Raw genomic sequence first — 15,727 nt, forward strand, 5'->3', positions numbered from 1 at the left:
GTCAATTTCCGTTGGTGGTTAAAAAGAGCGTTGAAGGTGTAAAAGAATTTGCCCACGGTTACGAGCACGCGTGGGCAATGGTTCGGTTGCTTCAAGGAAAATTTTGCCGGCAATGCCGGACAGGCTACTTCAGGCCTTCGCGTTCGATCACGACTTCGGCACCGGGCGTCATGCGACGAAGCTTGCGGGCTGCTTCTGCCTTTTCGATCGTGCCAGCGTTCGCTCGCTTGATCAGTTGAGCAGTTTTCTTACGGCGGGATCGCAGGCGGCGGATTTCGCGGCGTCGTTCGGTTCCAGGCATATTCGATGGGCCTCGTGAATCGGTCAGGTTGAGGAAAATGGAAGTTATCGTCGAGGGATTATCTCGCCACAGCCTTTTCGCGAAAGGGGGCGATCCGCCAGACAGGCTCGATCGGCCGCTTTTAAGACCGCCCCGGGTCGCCGATTCGCCCATCTTGCCACCACGAACGGCCAGCTCAGCACACTGACCTGCCCAGCTCACTGGATCACCCAGCACCTAAAACATCCAGCACACTCGATCGAAACGGGCTGATTCGCATCCTACCGATTTGCATTTCGCAATTGGCCGGCACACCCGTGAATTGACGACCAATGCATTGCCGATCAATGCAACGTCGGCCAACGCAGCACGGACTCCCCAAACGCCCAGTCCCGCAAAAGCAACCACCGGCCCGTCACTCAGCCTGGCAAACTCGCCCGCATGAACCTCAAAATCGGCGAACTCACCCAAGCGATCTCGCCGGAAACCCAGCCCAGGTTGGCGGCCATTTCGGCTCGGGAAATCGCATTTTGCCGCGGCGTGACTGCGAATCCTGGCCTAGCGTTTCATAGTCACTCACTTTTTGAACAGCAGAGCCATTTTACGATGCCTTCATTCACTCGGCCTTCCTTCACTCGAATCGCCCGAACCTTGGACGCACCGACCGTCGTGACCGGCATGATCGTCGCGATGGTCCTGATCGTCCTGATCGAAAAGGCGTCCGCCGCCGACGCGCTGGTTTCGGCCCAAGGCCGATCCACGTCATCCGCCGGCGCCGCGGCATCTCCCGTCGACCCACACCTGACAATGGGCAGCGAGACCTGTGTGAAGTGCCACGCCAACGAAGTCAAGGTTTGGCAATCAACGCCACACAACCGCACCTTCGATGAATTGCACCGACGTCCGGAAGCAAAAGCGATCGCCGCTAAGCTTGGAATCCGCTCGATCAAGAACGACGGTCGCTGTGCTGCCTGCCACTACACTCAACAAACCGACGTCGCGACCGGCAACGTCCACGCAATCGAAGGCGTGTCTTGCGAATCGTGCCACGGTGCGGCCAAAAACTACTTGGACGTCCACCACAATTACGGCGGCGAGAACATCACCCGCGCCACCGAAAGCTCACAACACCGGATGGAACGACTGCAAAAAAGCATCGATCTAGGCATGCGAAATCCAGTCAACGCGTTCCTGGTGGCCCAAAGCTGCTTGCGTTGCCACACCACCGCCGATGAAGAACTGGTCAACGTCGGCGGTCACTCCACCGGCAGTCTGGACTTTGAATTTGTATCGTGGAGCCAGGGGACCATTCGTCACAACTTCGTCCGCACCGACGGACGCCAAAACGATCCAAGTTCGATCGGACGTTTACGACTGATGTTCGTATCCGGCATGATCGCGGAACTGGAAGCCAGCTTGCGAGCAACCGCGAAGGCCACCGAAAAGGCAAAGTACGGAATCACGTCCGCCCAACGAACCGCCCGTGCCGCCAAGCGATTGCAAAGCGTTGCACAGAAAATCGACTCTTCGATCTTGGATGAAATCTTGAAGGTCTTCGGTAGCGTGAAGCTTCGTCTTAACAACGAAGACCAGCTCAACACCGCCGCTGAAATCGTGGCCGTGCTCGGCTATCGCTTTGCGGCTCAAACCAATCCAGAAACGCTGACGGAACTGGATGCCTTCATCCCACCGTCAAGTCGCTGGAAGTAAGCCAGTCACAGTAGGCCGGTCGCTGGGACACTCGGCCACATGCGTTCACGAGATCACGAATGATCCAGAACGCGGAAATTCCAGAACGCCTTCGGCCAATTGCTAACAAGCCCTAGCCACTAGGCGAAAGGCTTCACCGGCGAAAAGGCTGTCATGCCGAACTAACCGCCCAGCTTCTCCTTGGCCCAGGCGGCCGAGCCCATCACGCCGGCGTCGTCACCCAACTTCGCGGCGACGACCTTGAAGCGATCTTTGTAGACCGGCATGCAGCAATCTTTGGCGGTCTTGCTGATGTTCTTGACGAACAGATCTTCCATCGCTTCGACCAAACCGCCACCCAGGACGATGGTGTCGGGACACAGAACGTGCACCACGTTCACCACCGCGTAACCGATCACCTTGCAGGACTCGAGGATCAGTTTTTCAACTTCCTTGTCCCCATTCTTGACCGAATCCGCAAGCGCACCGCTGCGAATGCTCGCCAAATCAGTGCCCGCATTCTTGTAAAGTGAGGGAGCTTCACCGCGATAGGCAAGCTTAGCCGCCTCCGCCGCGATCGTTAGACGACTCGCTTCGGACTCCAACGTGCCTGGAATGTCACCGCCGCTGCTCTTCACACCACTGCTGATTCGGGTATGGCCGATCTCCATGCACGAGATGCCAGCGCCCTGCAGAATCTTGCCTTCGTAAACACAGCCACCACCGATCCCGGTGCCGGGGAAAATCCCCACACTGCATCGACTGCCTTTCGCTGCGCCGAATTGGTACTCGCCATAAACGCCCGCATCCACGTCGTTCAAAACCACAACCGGGCAATCAAACTGTTTCTTCAGTTCCTTTTCGACTTCGACATCATCCCAACCGAGATTAGGCGTCATCATCAAACGCCCCTTTTCCAAATCGATCGGACCAGGACAGCCGACACCGATTCCTGCGATGCGATCGGCCTTCAAGTCGTTCTCGTCTAGCAAGCGAGTGATCGTCGACACCATTCTCGCGATCCCACTGTCGGATCCCTCGCGACCGCGTGTCTTTCGTCGACGGCGAGCAATCACCTTCATATCGCCATCGATGGCGGCGGCCAGCATCTTGGTGCCGCCCAAATCGAACCCAATCCAGATATCTTTCACAACAAGCCCCAGGCGGATACATCAAAGAAGAAATGGAAGACGTTTGCGGTGCTCGCACCAACAAAAAACAAAAACCGAATCGAGTCATTGCGACACAAGTACGCTGCAAATCATTTCGCGTCGAGCGACAAGTATCCATGGTTTACCAAGTTCAAGGTAGCGACGCGTCCCGAACGCTGCTGTGCCAACCATTGCAGCATTCTTAAGGCAAACGCCGACCATCCGAACAAGGCAATTCGCCGTCAGAGAAAACTGGCTAGCCAAGTGGAGTTTCAGTTTCAACCTGAACAATCACCAGCACATCGCCCGCTGAAAAGGAACTCATCGGCCCCGACGCGGCCCCCGGCGAACTGGATAGGTTGCCAGAAATCGAAAGCACACGAACACCCGATTTTCGAATCCATCGGTTGATCTGGCGTTCAAGTTCGGGCAAATCCGAATCAACGCCCTTGAAAAGTTTCACTTGTTGCATCAGAGCGGGCCCATGAAGAAAGCGAGGAAGAGAGAAATCGATTGCCGTTTTCAGGCGAAGAACTAGTCTGGAGCCACCAAGATACCTGAAACCGCCACCTTTCGGCAGCAATCTGGCGGCCGTGGAAGGACAACGGCGAAAGGACGCCCAATGCAAGGATGCGCGAAGCACTTCGCAAACCAAACCTAGCAAACCGACGCCCCGTTTTTACAGCCTCCCGATGATCAACCAGCTCAATCCGCTCGCATCGACTCGCCTGGCTCGCATTGCAACTCTTGCGATGCTAATCGGCTTGGCGGCACCGTCGGCATTCGCGGAAACTCCGCTGGTCATCGCCGACGCTCAAGTCCTCACCATTGCCGACACCGTCATCGCCTCGCCGATCTCCGGCCTGGTTCGTCAGTGCCCGGTGAAGGAAGGCGATGTCGTTTCGCCTGATCAGTTAATCGCCGAACTGGACGACCATCGTGCCCGCAAAGAATGGTCCGCCGCTCAAGCCGCTTATCAAGCCGCTCTGATCCAGGCCGACAACGATGTCAACATCCGATACGCCCAACGGACCCTGGACGTCCGCCGGCGCGAATTGATGCAGTCCAACGAAGCCAATGACCGGTACCCTGGCAGCGTCACCGCGACCGAAATGGACCGATTGCAACTGGTCATCGATCAAGCGGAATTGTCCGTCGAGCAAGCCGAGCAAGAACTCGCGATCGCCCGCGCCACGGCTAACGAGAAATCCGCCGCCGTCGATCTCGCACAACTCCGCGTGAACGAGCACCGAATTGAATCCCAGATCGCTGGCCGCATCGCTGAAGTCGCCGTCCAGGTGGGGCAGTGGACCGAAGCTGGTGCTCCGGTCGCCCGGATCGTGTCGCTCAATCCCATCCGAGTCAGCGGATTCATCGATGGCCGACAATTCGACCGCTCGCTGGTCGGTCGATCCGTCTCGTTTCACTGGACACCAGTCAATCGGAATGAGCCCAACCAGGCATCTCAGTCCGGCACAAAACCTCAAACCGACAACGGCCAAGATTCGAAATCCAATCCTGGCCTGGCAACGCTCGGTGCCCCAGTGAACCCTGCCGGAACAGTGCCCCTGACCCGAACAGTGACTCTGACCGGTACGGTGACCTTCGTCTCAGACGAACTGAACCCGGTCACCTCGCAAGTTCGATTGTGGGCCGAAGTCAGCAATCCCGACGAAGCGATTCGCCCAGGAATGCGAGGCCGACTCGTCATCGGCAACTGAATTTTCCATCGCCGGCTGACTTCTTGATCGCGGGCGACAACTCGCGTCCGCAATCAGTCGATCGCGTCGAAATCTTCGAAGTCGTCTAGATCATCGTCATCGACGTCTTCATCTTCGTCGCCGCCAGCAGTGTTCAAACCGAACTCGGCACTGATCTCGTCATCGATTTCGATCTCGTAATCGTCATCGAGCTCTTCTTCGAAATCGTCGTCGAAGTCGTCATCAAAATCGTCTTCGTCGATATCGTCGAACTCGTCAATGTCGTCATCGGCATCGCTCAGGTCGTCGCCGAAACCGGGGGTGCCTGGGCCATCAGCCGAATCGCTGTCGGAATCGTCATCACGAGCATCGTCACCATCATCGCTGTCGTCATCATCATCGTCATCGGTGACCAATTGGGGCGATGTGACCACCGGCGCCAATGTCAACGGCTCAGCGGGCGTGGCCCACACCGAATCCGAAGACTGGGGGACTCCGACCGGGCTCGATGCGATCTGGCCAACTGCAATCGGGCTCATTGCAGTTTGGCTAGGGACGGTCTGGCTCGGGGCAAACGTAATGCTCATCAGCGATCGATTAACGCGAATTGGGAAAAGGAGAGGAAGAAAAGAGCGAACAGGGACGATGGCGTCGAACGCCGACAATGGAACACATCATCGACGCCGTTAAAATAGGTGGTTCGGCGAACGCAGGCCGTTTACTTGATCTCTATCAGCTAAAACGACTTTCGCGAACGTTCACTGGCGGTCGAGCCGATCATTTTGCTAACTGATCGGTCAATCACAAGCCGACCAAGCCGGAATTTCTGGCGATTCCTACATTTAAGAGTCTGATGAGCCATGGACGGCACCGATTCTCGTTCGAATTTACGTGATCAATTGTTCGCAAAACATGCGTTCTCTTTGATTGCCTGCGTTGCTATCGCCACAATCACGATGACCGGCTGCGCCCACCGCTATGGCCATATCCTGGCCAGCAACGATAAAGACATGGTCGGCAGCCACGAGGCGGGGGCAGCAACCTGGAACCCGCTGGTCGATCAATCCGTCGCTCAATTATTGGGCCGCTGCCCCCCCACCACCGAGCCTTATCTGCCGGGCCAAACCCCTGCGATGATGGCCAGCCACGCCGTCGCCAGCAACGGTGACGTCTCGCTGAATCCAAGCGGTGCGGATGGCGAAAGCTACGGTCCGCTGGTAACCGGCCCCGCTCGCGTCTGCTTCATCGGCATCGAAAACAAGAGTGCGGAAGAACTGGTCGACTTCAAGGATCAGCTCTACGAACGAATCGACTCACAAGTCAACGCGGGCGGTTCCTTTCGCAGCATCAGCCGCCGTTTGGTCGATGCCGCACTGGTCGAAACTCGCCTTCGCCCCGATTCGCTGTTCTTGCCCGCCAACCGTAACGCGTTCGCCGCCACGCTCGGCCGCCAAGGCACTCCAGTGGACTACTTGCTGTATGCCACCATCACATCGGGAACCACCGACCGAAACAAATCCACCCAGCGGGACTACGTGCTGACGCTGGAAATGGTCAACATCCAAACCGGCGATTACATCAAGGAATCGGCCAAGATCAGCAAGGGCTACCACGGTTCGCGTGCCGGCAAATGGTGGAACTTTGGCATCTTCGACCAAGCTGATGGCTGATACCCGCCGCTCGTGCGGCCCGATCCAGCTAACACTCGCCTCGACGGCGATAGGCTTGGTGCTGTCGATCACCGGTTGCGCCACCCAACTCGCATCGATCGACACCGCCCGCGATGCCTTCGTTGCTGGCGATTTGTCATCGGCCACATCGATGCTAGGCGAGGTTGCTGACGGAGGCGGCCGGTTTTCCGAGCCCGCTCAATTGGATCTCGCCATCGCGGAACTCGCATCCGGCAAACCCGAAGCCGCTTCCGCTCGACTGCGAAAGCTACGCGACCGGTTTGACCGAACCAGCGAGTCATCCCAAACCAGCGGCCTCGCCCTCGCGACGGCCCAGGCTCATCAAGCGACGGGCAAGGCCCTATCGATGGTCACCGACGACACCGCCCGCGTTTTCAAACCGGCCGGATACGAAGAAGTGATGATCCGCACCATCCTGGCAATGTGCTCGTTGGTCAGTGACGAAACCGATGCGGAAAGCTACATCAACCAAGCCGCGATCCACCAAGCCCGATTGCGGCAGGTCGCCGACGCCAAACGAAAGGAATTCTTCCCCGACTTCCTCGACACAACGCCGCACCAAGAACTCGCCCTGGCACCTTACCTGCGAGGCGTTTTGCGTGAGGCGACGCACCATGACTTCGACGACGCGAAGCGAAACTACCAACTCGTCAGTGCCATTAAGCCGGACTTCATGCCCGCCGCCGAAGATCTCGACCGGGCAACTCACGGTAACCACAGCCAAGCGGGTAACGGAGCATTGTACGTTTTCGCGATGGTGGGCCGTGGTCCTGTGCTGACACCGGTCGATGCGCCAGTGACCTCCGCCGTGGTATCGATCGCTTCGATCCTGATGATGCGAGATGAAGACAAAAAAGACGACGTGGATCGACTGCCGAAGATCTCATCCGTCAAGGTTCCCTCCGTCCTGATCCCGCCGTCGCCGATCGCTGCCGTCACCGTAGCGGCGCAAAGCGGCCCCGCTTTCCTGCCAATCGCAAACGTGCCGCCTTCTCCAGGCACGGGAACAGGCACTGGTGCAGTACTTGGAACACCACAAATCGGCGGCGCGGCACAATTATTGGGTGCGACTCAGTCGTTGACCAATGTCGCTCAACTCGTTCAAACGCAAGCCGCTGCCGAACTTCCCTGGACGATCGCCCGAGCCTTCCTGCGGCAAGCTGGCAAGGAACTGGCGGTCGCCAAAGCTCGCGAAGGCCTGGGTTTGCAGGGCGCCGCCGGAACCATCTTCCAGTTCGCCGCCGCAAACGCCTGGACGGCAACCGAAACCGCGGACACACGCTGCTGGGGTTTGCTGCCTCGTGAAATTCAGGTTTTGCGAGCGGAATTGCCCGCCGGAGACCACACGATCCACCTAGCCCCCGTCGGCGCGGATGGCTTTTCCATTGGTGCTTCGCGATCCACCACCGTTCGTATCGACAACGGTCGCAACACGTACCTCGTCGTCATCGCCCCGGCTGAGCACCTCTATCTTGCCCAGTCCCCCGATCCGTCTCGGTTGGCAACCGCGAACTGATCGTTTGCCACGCGGCCGATCCCTCACGGTTCGTTAACTAATCCCCATTTTGCAATCAGACAATGCTTGCCGATCAGGCGCTGTTGGCTAGGCAGACGAGGTTGGCCCAGGAGGCACTGATGTCTGGGAAGGCACTGTTGGCTGGTCGTGCACAACCATAGCCAGCGCAAAGGAAAAACACCGGTATTTGTTGCCATCTACCACGTGGAGATCCCGTTTGGGTGCTGGAAAGGCGACGAAAACTACCTTACGCGTGCTTCATCCGAGGTCGCAAAATAACCCAGAATAAATCGGTCCGACGCTTCTCAATTAGTCCGACCGTTACGACCCCGCCCCAGCACGAAGCGCCGAACGCCGGCGAGCGGATTGGTCGATATCGGTTGCATCACTCCCCCTCCGGCAACATCGACACCTGCCGGTCGCCATGGAACTAGAAGGCATTCGATGATCGGTTTCAGTCTCCCCGCTTTCAACCTACCGAAAATGCGACAACAGGTTGAAACCAAGCTTTGCGAACTCGGGGCTTTGGAACCACAGCAATTCCCGCTGACCCAACGCGAAGTGGTCAAGCGAGGAAAGACGTGTGCACTGTATTTCTGTCTGCATGGGCCACGAAGTGTCAAACTGACCGCAATCGCTGACCTGAAGACCCGTTCGCTTGTCTTTTACGGCAGTGACGGGGTCCGGCGAGAGACGATTCAATGGGACAAGTTGCCCAACTAGACGATCGACGGGGGTGCGAAAACAGCAAACGGCAGTGAAGTGTCACGAAATCAAAGTTTTTCCCCTGTTCCCAGGTTGCCCGCTCCGGTAGGCAGTCGTTATCATCTCGCCACTCTGTCAGGTGGAATTGGCTGACCATGATCTTTGGATCATTCAACCGCGTCGGTCTTCCGCCCATTTCTTCCTTAAAAATTGGAGGAGTTTACACATGCAACGAATTCAAATCGAAGGGTTTACGAAGCGGATATGGTAAAGTTATTGGTGCGAGATCGGGAAACGATTCAAGAGGCAGTTCGACGATTCCGAAAGTTAGTTGAACGAAGCGGCATTAAGAAAGAAATGCGCCGTCGCGAATTCTACGAAAAGCCCAGCGAAACCAACCGCCGCGCACGTTTGCGAGCCGAACGCCGCAACAAGCGAACACAATTGTTGGCACGATAAAGAAAAAGCCTTGAGCGATTGGCTGTTAGCGTTTAGCTTTCACGATCGCCGGCAACCCGAACAGCTAAGAGCTAGTAGCAAATCGCTAAAAGCTCTTCTCAGGGGCGTTTAGCTCAGTTGGCTAGAGCATCTCGTTTACACCGAGAGGGTCGGGGGTTCGAGTCCCTCAACGCCCATAAATCAGCCCCCTGCACGTGCCCTTGCTGGTCACTTGCAGGGGTTTTTTCGTGTTGTTCTGATTCTTGGTCAGTGCTGGTATTCACCGATCTGCGCCGAACGGGTCCACAATTGGGCCCTCAAACATCGGTAAGTATCTTCTCCGGAGCCCCAAGCGAGGCAGCACGTCGCCGGACCCCTTCGGTTGCGATCGCGTAGAACTCCCAGATGACTTTTGGAGAATGGCCAATCCAAGCCGCGATATCAACAACATCGTGGCCATCTCGAAGGAGATCCTTGTTCGCCCACTTGCGGCCATGGCTAAACAGGATTGGCCAAGGTGTGATGCCTGCTCTCTTCAAATTTGAGAACCTCTGACCGGATCGCCGAGTCACCGGCAGCAATGAATCGAGAGAACACTGGCGAATCCATCGGAATTTCCAGCCCAAGCTCGGCTAGATCCCAGACACCACCTTGCAGACAAGGGCGTAACGACGGGAGTATCGGTAACTTCCTGATACCTCGCTTCTAATGGTACTCAGTCTTTGGAGCCATTATTTTCAGATGCCCGCCGGCTGCGGATAAATCGATATCACAACAATTGAGCGTCCGAATTTCACTCGGAATCCGAATCTCAATGAACCGATCAAGTGCGATGATCGCCCTCACCGCAACGCCTGGCGCAAAGCCCATCGCCCGCTGAAACTCGCCGTGGCTAACGCAGCAATAGCGTTCAGAGTCAGCCGTAACAGTCGCCGACAAACCATCAAACGGATTGCCCAAGATCCATTTGGATTTGACGGCGTCGCTGAACATTTACCGACAGCTCCCGACCCTGCGTCTAACAGTATTTCGGCCCAAATCGGTTCTCTCTTTATCTCGCTCATTCCCATCGGTGAAGAGCCATTGCCCCAACAATTCAGCGTCAACCGCAGCGATCGAGTCCACTCTCGGAGTTTGGGTGAACTGCTTTTGCAATACTGCCCACTCTCGGCCATAGGTAAAAGTGGCATGAATATCTAGCACGACCCGCGTAACTATGACGCGGGAATATCTGTTCAGGTGTCGCGGTTGCTTTTTGAATCGCTGCTCAAAAATTCGACATAGGTTTTAACAAAGGCCCGTCTTCCGGGGGGGCAAAACCGTCGACCTGATCGCTGCTGGACAGAGATGCCCCGACAGCGGACTCCACTTGTCTAGATCTCACGATGCACACAAACACCTTTGAAGTGATACCAGGAGCGCGTCCGTGCCCGCTGATCCCTGGCTCTTTGAATGCGGAGACAGCGAACGCCGCAACCGCGATTAACCGACGACGGGCCCTTGATTCGCCGCTCTGCTATCGCATTGCACATCAACGCGATGAGCTCGGCGAAGCATTCGGGCTGGTCTACCATGCGTATCTGCGGGCTGGCTTGATGGAAGAGAAAGTTGAGGAGATCCGCATCACGCCTTTTCACTTTTTACCGACAACGGAAGTCTTCGTTACCAGATATCAAGATCAAGTGGTTTCCACTGTTTCGCTGATCGGTGACGGATTCTTAGGGTTGCCATTAGAATCCATCTACCCCGAAGCAGTTCGAAGCATGCGGACGAATGGAATGCGGATGGCAGAGGTTGGCTGCCTTGCTGATCGTCGTGATTCGCCCGTGCGTTTTATGGAGACCTTCGCAACGATGGGGCGAATGCTTGCGCAGACGGCAAAGGTTCGAGGATACGATGGCTTAGTTGCAGCCACTCACCCCCGTCATGCGCGTCTATACAAGCGAATATTGCCATTCGTGCAAATCGGTGATGTGCATGAATGCCCTTACGCGAATGGAAACCCCGCAGTTATGCTCAGCTTGCAATTTGATCATCACAAAGGTACCAATCTCTATGAACGGTTCTTTGGATCCATGGCTAACGCACTTGATGTTGAGCAACGACTTTGGAGCCAAGAGACACGCAGTTACTTTAAACGTTTTTTGCAGACAGATGAAGAACGGGACATCAAATGCGTGAAGGGGCATTTGGCCTACGCAGCCTTAACTGGAAACTACCCTACACGCGTACTGTGAATCTCTACACCCAATGCCAGTCACGATAGCATCGTCATTCCTCGACTGCCGACGCAAGGCACCAAGGATGCTTCGTTCATGGATTCGCATCTGGCTTTAAAGCGACATCTTACAATGTCTTGTTGTCCACCAACAACGACTTTCGCACTAGGCAATCAACGCCTCTCGTCGCAACGTACGACCTCGGCGTATTGACTTCACTGAAACATAATCCTGCCGCCAGCTCATTTGCCGCACCGTTTGAACGCCGGTAAGGGGTAAGCGGTTTGATTGACTACGCTTCAGCTCAGTAAGTTTCATGCAAAAGGCTAGTAAGCAAGGATAGCCAAGAGGCCACCCGCTCGCGATTCGGGTCAGGAACAGATCATCGGCTATCGTGATCGTGACTCAAGCACCAGTCTCCCCGGGTGGAGATGAGTCGAAGATCAGGGTGTCGTTTCGGATCTTGCCAAAGTGATGAGTGCAACGTGAGACGCTTGTCATTTTAAAGTAAGACACGCGGTTTCAAGATGCGACAGTGCGAGGGCGCCCTAAGCCGGGATTCTGCCCCCGGAAAAACGCAAAGTAGCGGCTACTGAACTTTGCCTGATACCCTCTCGGCGAGGTCTCAGTGCATTAGTTGGGGGCGAAGACTGCTTTGGCAAAGTCGATGCGAAAGATACCCAGGAGCCCTGCCCCAATTCCCCATATGATTGCAGAGAGCGGTTCGGGCAAGGGTCGACCAGCGATTGTCGTTGTTGGGAAATCGCCTATCGGAGGCAACGTGGAGCGGTCAGGTTTTGGCCTGGCTACCCAATTGGTCACTGGAATTGACGGTAACGTATCAGACAGTGACGCACCAACATTGTCTCTGCCGAAAGGGTGGGAAAGACTCGTGCCAAGGACAGTAGCCGAAATGGCCTCGGTTAGGGTGCCCTGCAACAGCACTACCTGAGCGGCCGAGAACATTCCTGCGTTGTTTAAACCCAAGTGAATAGTCGGTCCACCTGAGCTGGATGAACCGACCGCGTTGGCCTCGCCGCATGAAGTTTGCATTGCCGGTAAGCAGCATGCCTCAGGGCAAAGCGGTTCATCTATGCAACGTCTAGCAGGATGAAAAAGCGAACTAAGTTCAAGCAAAACTTCTGGGGCCGCTTCCGCCAAAAATTGAGTGTTGAAGGAAAGCAGTGAGACCCCGTCGCAGTGGTCGATCGTCAAAGCAACCGTGTCTGTATTGTCGAACTGCTCACATCCTGAGCAGTGGCGGATTGGTAACTCGGCCCGCATGATGCCCGCATTAGCGAACGAACTGAGATAGACAGTCAAGGCAATAACGGGCAACACTTCCAGGAACAATCGCGTCTTCATAAATAGTCGCCTTTGGGAGCTAGTCTCACGACATGAAACAAAGGTGAGAAACCCCTAGCCTAGACGGCCCACGTTCATTCGCTAGCATCTGCGGGCGATTTGCAGACGGTTTTTCATGGAGCCTTTTTTTCTTGACGCCACGCCCCACAACAGTCCTTGATTGCAAATCGATTACAGGAAGCAACCGTCTGCCCCCCAAGTTCCACCCTCGAACTTGAGTCGCGATTTGGTGGTTTCATGATTTAGAAATGCTACGCAAGCTTACGCCTGCCTATCATTCAATCCCAACGACGGTTGAGCATTCGTCCACGAACCGAATTACGAATCCTCGTCAACATTGCTGCTGGCAGGCATATGGCGTGAAACCGCTGGTTCAGAAGACGAGTTTAGCGGGTCGATTTTCTCGGCGGGCGTGGTTTGAGTGTCTCGCAAAGGGCAGACGTCACGATTGCAGACGCCGTTTCGGGTACGGTGGCATTCATCGCATTCAATACGCGGCGCAAGCCTGAACAAAACGACTAGCAGGCAGGTGCACGTCAGGCAGGCAATGAGAACGCCATAAAAAATCATAGGGCAACCTTAAGATGATGCATGATCGTTGAGCAGTCGACGGTTGTTAACCTAGGTCTTTATAAAGAAGAAGAGTTCGGCACGGTTAGCTTGTGACCTTCAGTGAAGGCTCGGACACAATCCTGCATTATCAACTGAGTATCGGTTTTACCATTGCAAAGGTGTCATTCGCACTGCAGTTAATCAAAGTCCGATCCGTCCGGCGATGGGCTTATCCACATCTTAATTCAACGGGAATTCATTTGCTTATTGTATGCCGGCAGATGCATGCCGGCTACGACTTCGCCAGCAAGTTTCACGCCAGAAACATCAAAAACTGATCGTCGGCACGAAGTCTTGTTGGAACAGGCAACAACTACCGAAAATTAAGCGTTCGATAAGCAGCGTTTGAATTAGCTAATCAGCCATGCCAAAAAGCTTATGACGATCATGAAAACCAAGACAAAGCCCGTGGTGCGAAGAAGTCTTTTTTTTGTGAAGCGACTTTTCTTGATGGAAACCAAGCGCCCCGTCAAATGCGAGGTAAACATCTCTGGGCAATCGAAGCCTTCCAAAGCTGTTTCGCCTTCGATAACGGATTCTTCTTTTTTGCCGGTCGACACGAATTCCTGAACGTTCACTTCGCGTTCATCAACGCATGAATTTTCATCACTGCACGATACCGCTTGAAGGTCCTGGATCAGACCGGATAGGGATGCGTTTTCGCCAGAAGTGTCAAAGACTTCATCCGTCGTTTTCGTTTGAGCATCTGAAAGCGATTTCAGGTGGGATGTGACGTCACGCTCCCTACTTGACTCAACGTCGACGAACAGAACGGATTTTTGGTCGCCTGAATGTGCCTCTACGCGTTCGGTTGTCCGCCCCCGCCTCATGATCGCCTCTCGCCGGACGACGGAATGTTCGTGTTCGACGTCCGCCGGGCCCCTTGAAATTCGCATGTCGCCGATTTGGTAAAAACGACCATCCGCTTGTAATTCGATTGCGGGAGGATAATGAGGCGAGGATGCCTGAATGGACGGATCGATCGAGGGGTAAGCGGTCACGGGGTGCAGGTCCACCAACCAGACCCGGTTCAGGTTACAAATGATGGCATGGTCGCATCGGCGCATGCCCCGCCCCCGAGCTCTCAGAACACTAGGGTGGCCCTCACCTAGTATGGTTACTGAACGAAGGAATTTTCTGACCATGACGGTAGAGCCCCATGCCAGTGTGAGTTCAGCTTCGCAGCATTGTGATTCGTTGAGGTACTTTGTTTGCCCAAGAGACGCGGGGGACCACACCGATGTTTCCGACGAAGCGGCACGTGTGTGTGCAAAACGCAAACGATGCTGCCCAAGTGGGACGTCGATGCTTTCGTCGATGATGCCCCAGTGTGGAAAAGCGACCGCGCACAATGGCCAAAGTTCAATCTTTTCGTTGAAACAACAGGCAAAATACGATGCCCCCCCCACGCCGCGAGCGGGAATCTGTACATCACAATGGTCGCTTGGTCCGATTAGCGCAAATGGCGATTTCTGTGCGTGCCGCTGAATGTTGCCAGCAACCGTAGTGGTAATTTCCCACGAAGCTTGAGTCCAGTGCATTGTCGTTACAAGCGGCCCGTCGCCCGAATTGAGAAGAGAAGAGATAGCGAAAGAAGGCCCGTCCCGCAGTCCCGTATTGAAAAGGTGCAGTGGAGGGGGGAGGGCTTGCCACCTAAATCGTAACTAAATGTTGTCCGATTCAAGCCATATCGCATCGGGTCTGTTTAAGAAAATGGTGTTTTTCTTCCGCAAGGTGAAGGAGTGCGCCGAGGCCATACGTTTGATCGTGCCAATCTTGATCGTGGCGGTTGAGTGTCCAGTTCGCAGCTCACTTAGATCAAACTTTTGCAATGCGTACTTCGTATTTTCAAAGTGAACAACGAGCTTCAGATGCAAGTTCGGCGCTATAGACGAAGGTCTTCGGATAATGCCTTGGCCGGGAAAAGCCGATCAATTCGCTCGTAAACGCCGGCAAACTTCGCAAGTTTTTAGCATCGAATTGCGGGACCGGAGCGATTTCATTCACGCAAAATCCGTTGGCCATCGCAATTCCGGAACGCTTCCACCCCCCCTGTCCGGTGTTTCGTTTCCAATTCCATTCTGGTAAACTTTTATTACCTAGTGGCAGACAAACAGGCCGAACGAGCCGTGGCGTTTTGTCGCGATCCTCCACAGTTCTATCGCCTTCGTCTTCACCCAAGTGCGAGGCATTGTATCGCTTTTGAAGGGAAACAGGCGAATTACAGTGATGTTGTTCGTAAAAGGTTAGGACGACCGAAGCGGGTGATTAACAAAGGTTCATTTTCGGAATTCGAAACCTTGGCACAGCCAACCTAGTGGTTATGATACTCCTCTACAGGGATGCATGCGGCTAGCTCTT

Annotated in this window: 14 protein-coding genes and 1 tRNA gene; 8 read left to right on the forward strand and 7 right to left on the reverse strand. The window is 55.1% G+C overall.

What is annotated here, in order from left to right; genetic code table 11:
• Nucleotides 1-124: 124 nt before the first annotated feature.
• Nucleotides 125-301: a DUF6800 family protein gene (locus tag ACR3ZL_RS19450; RefSeq protein WP_473651435.1), complete on the reverse strand. Its 177-nt coding sequence runs from the start codon at nt 299-301 to the stop codon at nt 125-127.
• A 657-nt stretch (nt 302-958) separates the two neighbouring features.
• Here ACR3ZL_RS19450 and ACR3ZL_RS19455 point away from each other — a divergent pair.
• Entirely contained in the window at nt 959-1,990 is a 1,032-nt protein-coding gene (locus ACR3ZL_RS19455; RefSeq protein WP_473653512.1) for a cytochrome c family protein, read from the forward strand.
• Between the two features lie 161 nt (nt 1,991-2,151).
• Here the strand turns inward: ACR3ZL_RS19455 and ACR3ZL_RS19460 are convergent, their stop codons facing one another.
• Nucleotides 2,152-3,120 carry an ROK family protein gene (locus ACR3ZL_RS19460; protein ID WP_473651434.1) on the reverse strand — a complete coding sequence of 323 codons (969 nt, stop codon included), beginning with the start codon at nt 3,118-3,120 and terminating at the stop codon, nt 2,152-2,154.
• A gap of 256 nt (nt 3,121-3,376) precedes the next feature.
• Nucleotides 3,377-3,592: a hypothetical protein gene (locus tag ACR3ZL_RS19465; protein ID WP_473651433.1), complete on the reverse strand. Its 216-nt coding sequence runs from the start codon at nt 3,590-3,592 to the stop codon at nt 3,377-3,379.
• 220 nt (nt 3,593-3,812) lie between these two features.
• Between ACR3ZL_RS19465 and ACR3ZL_RS19470 the strand changes: the two genes are divergently transcribed.
• A complete protein-coding gene (locus ACR3ZL_RS19470) occupies nt 3,813-4,841 on the forward strand; it encodes an efflux RND transporter periplasmic adaptor subunit (RefSeq protein ID WP_473651432.1) in 1,029 nt (342 codons plus the stop codon).
• Between the two features lie 53 nt (nt 4,842-4,894).
• Here the strand turns inward: ACR3ZL_RS19470 and ACR3ZL_RS19475 are convergent, their stop codons facing one another.
• Nucleotides 4,895-5,407, reverse strand: coding sequence for a hypothetical protein (locus ACR3ZL_RS19475; protein WP_473651431.1), 513 nt, complete (start codon nt 5,405-5,407; stop codon nt 4,895-4,897).
• Nucleotides 5,408-5,680: 273 nt separating this feature from the next.
• On the opposite strand from ACR3ZL_RS19475, the gene ACR3ZL_RS19480 reads away from it, so the two are divergent.
• The 5 genes from ACR3ZL_RS19480 (at nt 5,681) to ACR3ZL_RS19500 (ending at nt 9,367) form a co-directional block, all read left to right on the forward strand.
• Nucleotides 5,681-6,490 carry a penicillin-binding protein activator LpoB gene (locus ACR3ZL_RS19480; RefSeq protein ID WP_473651430.1) on the forward strand — a complete coding sequence of 270 codons (810 nt, stop codon included), beginning with the start codon at nt 5,681-5,683 and terminating at the stop codon, nt 6,488-6,490.
• The gene (locus tag ACR3ZL_RS19485) at nt 6,483-8,027 is read left to right on the forward strand and encodes a COG3014 family protein (protein ID WP_473651429.1); all 1,545 of its coding nucleotides are present in this window, start codon (nt 6,483-6,485) and stop codon (nt 8,025-8,027) included. Before ACR3ZL_RS19480 ends, ACR3ZL_RS19485 begins: the two co-directional genes overlap by 8 nt.
• A 444-nt stretch (nt 8,028-8,471) precedes the next feature.
• Nucleotides 8,472-8,750, forward strand: a complete 279-nt coding sequence (locus tag ACR3ZL_RS19490) for a hypothetical protein (protein ID WP_473651428.1) — start codon at nt 8,472-8,474, stop codon at nt 8,748-8,750.
• 246 nt (nt 8,751-8,996) lie between these two features.
• Entirely contained in the window at nt 8,997-9,191 is a 195-nt protein-coding gene (gene rpsU / locus ACR3ZL_RS19495; RefSeq protein WP_044256699.1) for a 30S ribosomal protein S21, read from the forward strand.
• Between the two features lie 102 nt (nt 9,192-9,293).
• Nucleotides 9,294-9,367: transfer RNA gene (locus ACR3ZL_RS19500), tRNA-Val, on the forward strand.
• 508 nt (nt 9,368-9,875) lie between these two features.
• Here the strand turns inward: ACR3ZL_RS19500 and ACR3ZL_RS19505 are convergent.
• The gene (locus tag ACR3ZL_RS19505) at nt 9,876-10,163 is read right to left on the reverse strand and encodes a hypothetical protein (protein ID WP_473651427.1); all 288 of its coding nucleotides are present in this window, start codon (nt 10,161-10,163) and stop codon (nt 9,876-9,878) included.
• A 392-nt stretch (nt 10,164-10,555) separates the two neighbouring features.
• Between ACR3ZL_RS19505 and ACR3ZL_RS19510 the strand changes: the two genes are divergently transcribed.
• A complete protein-coding gene (locus ACR3ZL_RS19510; RefSeq protein WP_473651426.1) occupies nt 10,556-11,407 on the forward strand; it encodes an N-acyl amino acid synthase FeeM domain-containing protein in 852 nt (283 codons plus the stop codon).
• Between the two features lie 615 nt (nt 11,408-12,022).
• Here the strand turns inward: ACR3ZL_RS19510 and ACR3ZL_RS19515 are convergent.
• Nucleotides 12,023-12,742: a hypothetical protein gene (locus tag ACR3ZL_RS19515; protein ID WP_473651425.1), complete on the reverse strand. Its 720-nt coding sequence runs from the start codon at nt 12,740-12,742 to the stop codon at nt 12,023-12,025.
• 974 nt (nt 12,743-13,716) lie between these two features.
• Nucleotides 13,717-14,433, reverse strand: coding sequence for a hypothetical protein (locus ACR3ZL_RS19520; protein ID WP_486172899.1), 717 nt, complete (start codon nt 14,431-14,433; stop codon nt 13,717-13,719).
• Between the last annotated feature and the right edge of the window lie 1,294 nt (nt 14,434-15,727).

It is taken from the genome of Rhodopirellula sp. J20-39 (assembly GCF_057365095.1).

Bases quoted from the DNA above. Each gene is read 5' to 3' on its own strand.
- ACR3ZL_RS19450 (WP_473651435.1), bottom strand. From the start codon at position 301: ATGCCTGGAACCGAACGACGCCGCGAAATCCGCCGCCTGCGATCCCGC.
- ACR3ZL_RS19455 (WP_473653512.1), top strand. From the start codon at position 959: ATGATCGTCGCGATGGTCCTGATCGTCCTGATCGAAAAGGCGTCCGCC.
- ACR3ZL_RS19465 (WP_473651433.1), bottom strand. From the start codon at position 3,592: ATGCAACAAGTGAAACTTTTCAAGGGCGTTGATTCGGATTTGCCCGAA.
- ACR3ZL_RS19470 (WP_473651432.1), top strand. From the start codon at position 3,813: ATGATCAACCAGCTCAATCCGCTCGCATCGACTCGCCTGGCTCGCATT.
- ACR3ZL_RS19475 (WP_473651431.1), bottom strand. From the start codon at position 5,407: ATGAGCATTACGTTTGCCCCGAGCCAGACCGTCCCTAGCCAAACTGCA.
- ACR3ZL_RS19480 (WP_473651430.1), top strand. From the start codon at position 5,681: ATGGACGGCACCGATTCTCGTTCGAATTTACGTGATCAATTGTTCGCA.
- ACR3ZL_RS19485 (WP_473651429.1), top strand. From the start codon at position 6,483: ATGGCTGATACCCGCCGCTCGTGCGGCCCGATCCAGCTAACACTCGCC.
- ACR3ZL_RS19490 (WP_473651428.1), top strand. From the start codon at position 8,472: ATGATCGGTTTCAGTCTCCCCGCTTTCAACCTACCGAAAATGCGACAA.
- rpsU (WP_044256699.1), top strand. From the start codon at position 8,997: ATGGTAAAGTTATTGGTGCGAGATCGGGAAACGATTCAAGAGGCAGTT.
- ACR3ZL_RS19505 (WP_473651427.1), bottom strand. From the start codon at position 10,163: ATGTTCAGCGACGCCGTCAAATCCAAATGGATCTTGGGCAATCCGTTT.
- ACR3ZL_RS19510 (WP_473651426.1), top strand. From the start codon at position 10,556: ATGCACACAAACACCTTTGAAGTGATACCAGGAGCGCGTCCGTGCCCG.
- ACR3ZL_RS19520 (WP_486172899.1), bottom strand. From the start codon at position 14,433: ATGCGCCGATGCGACCATGCCATCATTTGTAACCTGAACCGGGTCTGG.